This is a genomic window from Kosakonia sp. MUSA4 (assembly GCF_013085925.1).
Taxonomy (GTDB): Bacteria; Pseudomonadota; Gammaproteobacteria; order Enterobacterales; family Enterobacteriaceae; genus Kosakonia; species Kosakonia sacchari_B.
Genome location: NZ_CP025697.1, coordinates 5,593,806 through 5,601,978, shown reverse-complemented (window position 1 = coordinate 5,601,978; position 8,173 = coordinate 5,593,806). Strand labels below are relative to the sequence as shown.

Sequence of the window (8,173 nt, the reverse complement as noted above, 5' to 3'; positions counted from 1 at the left end):
CCGAGAGCAAGCTCTCTGTGCTACCGTCCGACTTGCATGTGTTAGGCCTGCCGCCAGCGTTCAATCTGAGCCATGATCAAACTCTTCAATTTAAAGTTTGATGCTCATCGAATTAAACTTCGTAATGAATTACGTGTTCACCCGTGAGACTTGGTATTCATTTTTTGTCCGAAGACATCAAGAATCCATGTCACCTGAGTGCCCACACAGATTGTCTGATAAATTGTTAAAGAGCAGTGCCGCTGTGTTTTCGCTGCGGCGCGGGGTGTGCATATTACGCTTTCCCGCCGTGAAGTCAACTGATTATTTTCAGATTTCTTCACCTGACAGGCCGGTGTGTTTGCCGTTGTGCCGTGTCAGTGGAGGCGCATTATAGGGAGATAATTCCGGCTGACAACCCCTAATTTGAAAAAAGTTTTCAACCGTCTCTTTTTTGTTCAACGACGCCCTAAACAGCCAGTTTTTCGAGCGTTTTAAAGCCATAGCGCTGCAAAACGGGCAATAACTGTGCAGTTTCAGGCGTTAGCGCCATGCAGTACGCAATATTATCGCCAGCGGATTTTGCATCCGGCGCTTCATGCTCCAGCAACCAGGCGGTACGACGCGCAATGGCTGCACCGGAATCCACCAGCCGCGTGCCCTCTGGCAGCACCTGCAACAGTTCATCCTGCAACAGCGGGAAGTGCGTACAACCCAGGACTACGGTATCCGGCGGCTCTTTCATGCGTAACCAGGGACGCAAGATGTGGCGTAGCTCTTCAAGCGGCACTTCCTTACCGTGCAGTTTCGCTTCAGCCAGAACCACCAACTCCGCCGACCCCAGCATCTCAATACGACACTCATTTGCGAAACGCGAAATCAGTTCATGCGTATAAGGACGTTTCACAGTACCGCGCGTTGCCAATAGACCTACAATACCGTTTGCCGTTAAGCGCGCAGCCGGTTTGATAGCGGGGACTACGCCAACAACAGGAAAGGTGAATTTGTCACGTAACGCGGGAAGAGAGACGGTGCTTGCGGTATTACAGGCGATAACAGCCAGTGCGAGGGGGTATTGCGCCTGAACAGCGGTAACAATCTCGACAACACGTTCAACGATAAACTCTTCGCTTTTCTCACCGTAGGGGAAAGCAACATTGTCGAAAGCGTAGATGTAATGGAGATCCGGCAGGAGATGCCGAATCTCATCATAGACGGATAACCCACCGACGCCGGAGTCAAACACCAGGACGGTGGGACGCGCGTCAGAAGGTGTAGCTGCCAGACAAGGTGTATTCCCGTCCTGCAGTTTGGTAGCCATAAGCTGTCTCGTACTCTTTATCGAACAAGTTAGCTATTTTACCACGAACTGTAAGGTGAGATGTCACTGGATATGAGGCAGATAGATCAACCGTACTATAACTCGGCAAAACACGTTGCTCAGGGTTATACGTTGACGTGCGATTGTCATAGCGTTTACCGAAGTATTCCCACGCAAGATCCATATCCACATTGAAGATAGACCAGTCGAGCTGGTACTTGGCCTGGCGTTTTGAGCGGCGCGGCAGCACTTCGTTCGTTTCGTCATCACGCGGATCGATGTACTGCAAGGTCACACGATGCGAGAAGATGCCGGTATCGACGCTTCCTGTCCACTCAACGCCTTTAATGGTTGCAGCGTTAATGTTGTAGTAAGCCGTATCGCTATAGGTGATCAGATTATCGATCTCATAACGGTACGCGGACAGACGCCAGTCGACCGGGCCGGTTAATCCTTCCACACCCGCTTCCCACTGTTTTGACTCTTCTGGTTTCAGATCCGGGTTGGAAGCAATGCCAAAGCGCTTCGCGCCGTACTGCTGGCCAAGCGAAGGCGCGAGAAAACTCGTGCCGTAGGAGAGCGTCAGGCGGTAGTTCTCCACGAACTCCCAGCCAGCAGCCGTTTGCCAGGTACCGTGCCAGCCGAACGCATCATCTTTATCTTCGCGCCCGGAAGCCTCCAGCGTGACATCGCCAAACTGCTGCATCCCGTTCAGGTAGAGGCCGGTATTATCGCGATCGTAGCTGTCGCTCGTGCTTTGATTAGATGAAACCAGACGCTCCTGCTTCCAGTCGACACCTGCGCCCAGCGAGCCTTTACCCACCGCGATATTATTACCCCACTGAATGTAACGCTGCTCCATATCATCCAGCGTAGTGCCATCGTTATAACGGCCGTAGATGCTGCTGTAGTTGTAGTCTTTGCTTTTTTGATAGCTGGCAAGCAGTTGCGAGGAGTAGATCCCCTGGTTGAAATTCAGCCCGGTATCCCAGCCCTGAACATACAACTGGCGCTCATCCGCGCTGTACTCTGGCGAAAACGGCGCACTGCCCAGATCGTAATCCACATTATTGCTGAAGTTGTAGCCACGGAAGAAACCGTCAAAATGGTCATCGAACTTATGCTGTAAGCTGCCCCAGAACGTTTTATTGCGGTAGCCATCGCGATCTGCATCATGATCCCATGTCGAATCCGGCTGCACGTTGAATCCGCGCGTACTGGTATAAGAACCTGCGGCGGTCACCATCGTATCGCCAAAACGCTGACGCAAAGTGCCGTCATAGGTTTGATAACCTTTCGAGCCCATGCTGGCGTTGACCTGGGATTTCTCGCTATCCGTCATCGTAATGACGTTGACCACGCCGCCAATCGCGCCGGAGCCATAAACCGCAGAGCGCGGCCCGCGAATATACTCAACGCGCTGCACCAGCGAAAGCGGGATTTGATTGAGTTCGGGATCGTTCGAAATCCCTGAACGCGCCACCGGTACGCCATCAATCAGCAGCAGCAGATGTTTTGCTTCCGTACCGCGAACATAAACGGACGCTGTTTGTCCCAGCCCACCGTTTTGCGCGATATCCACGCCCGGTAAACGGCGCAGCACATCGATGAGTGAACGGGATTGCCAGCGATCGATATCCTCGCGCGTCACCACCTCGGTCGGTGCCAGCACGGTTTTAGCCGATTGTTGAAAACGATTTGCTGTCACCACCAAATTGTCTGAGCTGCTATCCTGCGCCCAGCCGGAAAATGCCGTGACGGAGAGCGCCGTCAGCAGCGAAGCTTTTTTAATCATTGTGAGAGCATCCACAAAATAAAAAGGATGCCGCAGGTTCCATCAATAGCACGCGATGATGTCACCAGATGCGACGTATTCCGGCAGGTCTTCGGGCTTGGAGGTACAACAAGACAGGACTTCCCACCACTGGCAGTGTCTGCTGTCTCACCTTAATCCTTACCGCTGCGCGTCAGCCCCAGATTCACACTGGATTCCCTTTTAACTCACAGGACCGGAACACGGATGCTACATTCTGTTACATATGGATGTCCAGACTGCTAAGTGAGTATTTCAAAAACATCGAGCGCTGGACATCCGGTGAGCAATCCCTACAATCGCCGCGTTATTCTTAATCTCTCAGGAAGCATCATGACCCCCGAACACCTGCCGACAGAACAATACGAAGCCCAACTGGCCGAAAAAGTCGTGCGTCTGCAATCGTTGATGACGCCATTTTCCGCGCCGCTTCCGGAGGTGTTCCGCTCGCCGGTCAGCCATTACCGCATGCGCGCCGAGTTCCGGATTTGGCATGACGGGGACGATCTCTACCACATCATCTTCGATCAGCAGACAAAATCGCGTATCCGCGTCGACAGCTTCCCGGCGGCCAGCGAGCTGATTAACGTATTAATGAAGGTAATGATTGATGCCGTGCGCGGCAACCACACGCTGCGCCACAAGCTGTTCCAGATCGACTACCTGAGCACCATGAGCAATCAGGCGATTGTGACGCTGCTGTATCACAAAAAGCTGGATAACGAGTGGCATGAAGCCGCCACCCAGTTGCGCGATGCACTGCGGGCGCAAAACCTGAATGTGCAACTGATTGGCCGCGCCACAAAAACCAAAATCGAGCTCGATCAGGATTATGTCGATGAACGCCTGCCGGTTGGTGGCAGAGAGATGATCTACCGCCAGGTGGAAAACAGTTTTACCCAACCTAACGCGGCAATGAATATTCAGATGCTGGAATGGGCGCAGGATGTCACCCGCGATGCCAGCGGCGATTTGCTGGAGCTGTATTGTGGTAACGGCAACTTCTCGCTGGCGCTGGCGCGCAATTTCAACCGCGTGCTGGCCACGGAAATCGCCAAGCCTTCTGTCGCCGCTGCGCAGTACAACATCGCCGCCAACCATATTGATAATGTACAAATCATTCGTATGTCTGCGGAGGAATTCACGCAGGCGATGAATGGCGTGCGTGCCTTTAACCGCTTGCAGGGGATCGATCTGAAAAGCTACCAGTGCGAAACGATCTTCGTCGATCCGCCGCGCAGCGGGCTGGATGCGGAAACTGAAAAAATGGTGCAGGCCTATCCGCGCATTCTGTACATCTCCTGCAACCCGGAAACGCTGTGCAAGAACCTCGAAACATTAAACCAGACGCACAACGTGTCGCGTCTGGCTCTATTTGATCAGTTCCCTTACACGCACCATATGGAGTGCGGCGTTCTGTTGACCAGAAAGTAAAATCTCTCATCCCTCTCCCGTAAAGGAGAGGGAAAAATCACTCCGATGCCTCGTGTTTGCGGTTACGGCTGCGCAGGCGAAAACCAATCCAGAAGACCAGCACCACTGACAGCACGGCCGGCAGGAAGTTGGAGCCGATCACCGGGTATTCAGCACGAACAACCGTACTGTACAGCAGCACGCCGAGAATAAAGCAGGCGGCGGCAAGGCCCGGCAGGCCAACGGGCATGGTGCGATTCTGGTAACGCTGATGCAGGCAATAGACCGTCAGCACCAGCGAGATAACCGGAAACAGAGAAAAGGGAACCACCGAACTGAACACAGCGGAAAATGCGCCGTTAATCGATAAGCCAGCAACCAGCGCCAGCAGCAACGTACCTTTATCTTGACCTGACTGTTTCATTACTCATCCTTTGCTTCACTCGTCGGTTGATGCGCCAGTTTTTCCTGCTCGCGGCGATACCAGTAATAGGCGCCTTTTGAAATCATCCGCAATTGTAGTACCAGCCGCTCTTCTAACTGCCGACGTTGTTCGGCGCTCACATCCAGCGCCTCTGCGCCGGCGTTGAAAACGATCGTTACCATCGCCTCGGCTTGCGCCTCGGTAAAGGCGCGCGGCATATGGTTTTCGAGTTCGAGATAGTCGGCAAGTTCCGCGATAAAGTGCTGAATTTCTCGCGCAACCGCCGCGCGGAAAGCGGCTGACGTTCCGGAACGCTCACGCAGCAGTAGCTGAAACGCATTGGGATTATTGCCAATAAATTCCATAAAGGTGGAAACCGAGGTGCGGATCACGCTGCCGCCTTTGGCAATACGCTGGCGCGCCTGGCGCATCAACTGGCGCAGCATCAACCCGCTTTCGTCCACCATGGTCAGGCCGAGCTCATCAACATCACGAAAATGCCGGTAAAAAGACGTCGGCGCGATACCTGCCTCGCGGGCAACTTCCCGCAGGCTCAGGCTGGCAAAACTCCGCTCAGCGCTCAATTGGCTAAATGCCGCTTCCACCAGCGAACGCCGGGTTCTCTCTTTTTGTTGCGCTCTTACACCCATCACTATGTTTGAATCCTTCCTGGGGCTTTCTGGCAATATACCAGAGAAAAATCCGATCTGATCGTACTGGATTGTGACCGATTATTTACACGTCGTTTCTTCTTTTTTGCATGAAAATAGCACAACGATAATTGGGGGATTGCCGCTTTGATGTTAGTCTTATGTTGCTTTTATGTATAAGAACAGGTAAGCCTAACCATGCCACATTCCTACGATTATGATGCAATTGTAATAGGCTCCGGCCCAGGCGGCGAAGGCGCAGCTATGGGTCTGGTTAAACAAGGAGCACGGGTCGCGGTTGTTGAGCGTTACCATAACGTCGGCGGCGGCTGCACGCACTGGGGAACCATCCCGTCGAAAGCGTTGCGCCATGCCGTTAGCCGCATTATCGAGTTCAACCAAAACCCTCTCTACAGCGACCATACCCGCCTCCTCCGCTCCTCTTTTGCGGATATCCTGAACCACGCAGAGAGCGTGATTAATCAGCAAACCCACATGCGTCAGGGCTTTTATGAGCGTAACCGCTGTGAAATTCTTGAAGGCAACGCCCATTTTATTGATGACCACACGATGGCGCTGGAGTGCCACGACGGCACGGTAGAAACGATCACCGCAGAGAAGTTTGTTATCGCCTGCGGCTCGCGCCCCTACCATCCGGCCGATGTGGATTTTACCCATCCGCGCGTCTATGACAGCGATTCAATCCTCGATATGCACCATGAACCCCGCCATGTCATTATCTACGGTGCCGGGGTGATCGGCTGCGAATATGCGTCGATCTTCCGGGGAATGAACGTCAAAGTCGATCTAATCAACACCCGCGATCGTCTGCTGGCGTTTCTCGATCAGGAGATGTCAGATTCGCTCTCGTACCACTTCTGGAACAGCGGTGTTGTTATCCGTCACAACGAAGAGTACGAGCGTATCGAGCCGCTGGAAGACGGCGTCATCATGCACCTCAAATCGGGCAAGAAACTGAAAGCCGATTGTCTGCTCTATGCTAACGGCCGTACGGGTAATACCGACAGCCTGAAGCTGGGTAACATTGGTCTGGAAGCCGATGGTCGCGGGCAGTTGAAGGTCAACAGTATGTACCAGACCGCGCTGCCGCACGTTTATGCGGTGGGCGATGTGATTGGCTACCCAAGCCTGGCGTCAGCGGCTTACGATCAGGGGCGTATCGCCGCGCAGGCGATGATTAAAGGCGAAGCGACAGCGCACCTGATTGAAGATATCCCGACCGGCATCTACACCATTCCGGAAATCAGCTCTGTCGGTAAAACCGAGCAACAGCTGACCGCGATGAAAGTACCGTACGAAGTGGGCCGCGCACAGTTTAAACACCTGGCGCGGGCGCAAATTGTCGGTATGAATGTCGGCACCCTGAAGATCTTGTTCCACCGCGAAACGAAAGAAATTTTGGGGATCCACTGCTTTGGCGAGCGCGCGGCCGAAATTATTCATATCGGCCAGGCGATTATGGAGCAGAAAGGTGGCGGTAACACGATTGAGTACTTCGTTAATACCACCTTTAACTACCCGACAATGGCGGAAGCCTATCGGGTTGCCGCGCTAAATGGTTTAAACCGCCTGTTTTAACGCGCTATCGAAATGGCCATCCATTGCACCGCGGATGGCCTCTGCCAGCTGCTCATAGCGGCTGCGCAGCGGTGAACCCGGGCGATAAACCAGGCCGACAGTGCGTTTCGGTTCCGGCTTAATGCACGGCAGATAAACCACGCCATCACGTTTACGCTCACGCGGCACAGCCAGCGCGGGCAGTAATGTGATGCCACTCCCTGCCGCCACCATGTTGCGCAGCGTTTCCAGGCTGGTCGCACGGAAGTGCGTATCTTCGTCTGCCCCGGCTTCAAAGCAGAAACCCATCGCCTGATCGCGCAGGCAGTGGCCATCTTCCAGCATCAGCAACTTTTCACCAGCCAAATCGCCCATCGGCACGCACTCGCGGTTCGCCCATGGATGATCTTCATAAATCGCCAGCAGCATCGGTTCATCAAACAGCGGCACTTCAATAAAGGCTTCGCTCTCTTTCACCAGCGCCAGAATCGCGCAGTCGAGCTTGCCGCTGTCCAGTTGCGCCAGCAACTGATGCGTCTGCGCTTCATGCAGATACATTTCCAGTTTCGGGAACGTTTGATGCAGTAGCGGAATAATTTGCGGCAACAGATAAGGTCCAACGGTTGGGATCAAGCCGATATGCAGCGGGCCGGACATGGTTTCCCCCTGCTGGCTTGCCATTTCCTTCAGCACTTTGACCTCGCGCAACACCGTGCGCGCCTGATCCACCAGCAACAAACCCGCCTGGGTGAACAGCACTTTGCGGCTGGTACGTTCCAGCAGCATCACGCCCAGTTCATCTTCCAGCTTACGAATCTGCCCGCTCAGCGTTGGCTGGCTGACGTGGCAGGAGTCGGCTGCCCGGCGAAAATGGCGGTGTTCGGCTAACGCCACCAGGTATTCAAGATCACGAATATTCATTATTCATCCTCCGTCGCCACGATAGTTCATGGCGATAGATAGCATAGCAACGAACGATTATCCCTATCAAGCAT

At 53.8% G+C, this 8,173-nt stretch carries 7 protein-coding genes and 1 riboswitch; of the genes, 2 read left to right on the top strand and 5 right to left on the bottom strand.

The window, feature by feature from the left end; all coding sequences use genetic code 11:
- Positions 1-448 precede the first annotated feature (448 nt).
- Both murI and btuB read right to left on the bottom strand, forming a co-directional pair.
- Complete coding sequence (murI, locus tag C0557_RS26645) at positions 449-1,300, bottom strand: glutamate racemase (RefSeq protein WP_074780673.1); 852 nt, start codon at positions 1,298-1,300, stop codon at positions 449-451.
- On the bottom strand, positions 1,245-3,095 hold the full coding sequence (gene btuB, locus C0557_RS26640; RefSeq protein ID WP_208662617.1) for a TonB-dependent vitamin B12 receptor BtuB: 1,851 nt from the start codon (positions 3,093-3,095) through the stop codon (positions 1,245-1,247). Before btuB ends, murI begins: the two co-directional genes overlap by 56 nt.
- 64 nt (positions 3,096-3,159) lie before the next feature.
- A riboswitch (cobalamin riboswitch) is annotated at positions 3,160-3,329 on the bottom strand.
- A 117-nt stretch (positions 3,330-3,446) separates the two neighbouring features.
- On the opposite strand from btuB, the gene trmA reads away from it, so the two are divergent.
- Positions 3,447-4,547 (top strand): tRNA (uridine(54)-C5)-methyltransferase TrmA, encoded by a 1,101-nt coding sequence (gene trmA, locus C0557_RS26635; RefSeq protein ID WP_208662615.1) that lies wholly within the window; start codon positions 3,447-3,449, stop codon positions 4,545-4,547.
- Positions 4,548-4,584: 37 nt separating this feature from the next.
- On the opposite strand, the gene C0557_RS26630 is transcribed toward trmA, so the two are convergent.
- Positions 4,585-4,950, bottom strand: a complete 366-nt coding sequence (locus C0557_RS26630; RefSeq protein ID WP_043955909.1) for a YijD family membrane protein — start codon at positions 4,948-4,950, stop codon at positions 4,585-4,587.
- Entirely contained in the window at positions 4,950-5,603 is a 654-nt protein-coding gene (gene fabR, locus C0557_RS26625) for an HTH-type transcriptional repressor FabR (RefSeq protein ID WP_035889190.1), read from the bottom strand. Before fabR ends, C0557_RS26630 begins: the two co-directional genes overlap by 1 nt.
- A 195-nt stretch (positions 5,604-5,798) precedes the next feature.
- Between fabR and sthA the strand changes: the two genes are divergently transcribed.
- On the top strand, positions 5,799-7,199 hold the full coding sequence (gene sthA / locus C0557_RS26620) for a Si-specific NAD(P)(+) transhydrogenase (protein ID WP_208662613.1): 1,401 nt from the start codon (positions 5,799-5,801) through the stop codon (positions 7,197-7,199).
- Here sthA and oxyR read toward each other — a convergent pair.
- The gene (gene oxyR, locus C0557_RS26615; RefSeq protein ID WP_074780663.1) at positions 7,182-8,099 is read right to left on the bottom strand and encodes a DNA-binding transcriptional regulator OxyR; all 918 of its coding nucleotides are present in this window, start codon (positions 8,097-8,099) and stop codon (positions 7,182-7,184) included. The two genes, sthA and oxyR, sit on opposite strands and share 18 nt — an antisense overlap.
- Positions 8,100-8,173: the final 74 nt, after the last annotated feature.

Coding starts and splice junctions, on each gene's coding strand:
- murI (WP_074780673.1), bottom strand. CDS start 1,300: ATGGCTACCAAACTGCAGGACGGGAATACACCTTGTCTGGCAGCTACA.
- trmA (WP_208662615.1), top strand. CDS start 3,447: ATGACCCCCGAACACCTGCCGACAGAACAATACGAAGCCCAACTGGCC.
- btuB (WP_208662617.1), bottom strand. CDS start 3,095: ATGATTAAAAAAGCTTCGCTGCTGACGGCGCTCTCCGTCACGGCATTT.
- sthA (WP_208662613.1), top strand. CDS start 5,799: ATGCCACATTCCTACGATTATGATGCAATTGTAATAGGCTCCGGCCCA.
- oxyR (WP_074780663.1), bottom strand. CDS start 8,099: ATGAATATTCGTGATCTTGAATACCTGGTGGCGTTAGCCGAACACCGC.
- C0557_RS26630 (WP_043955909.1), bottom strand. CDS start 4,950: ATGAAACAGTCAGGTCAAGATAAAGGTACGTTGCTGCTGGCGCTGGTT.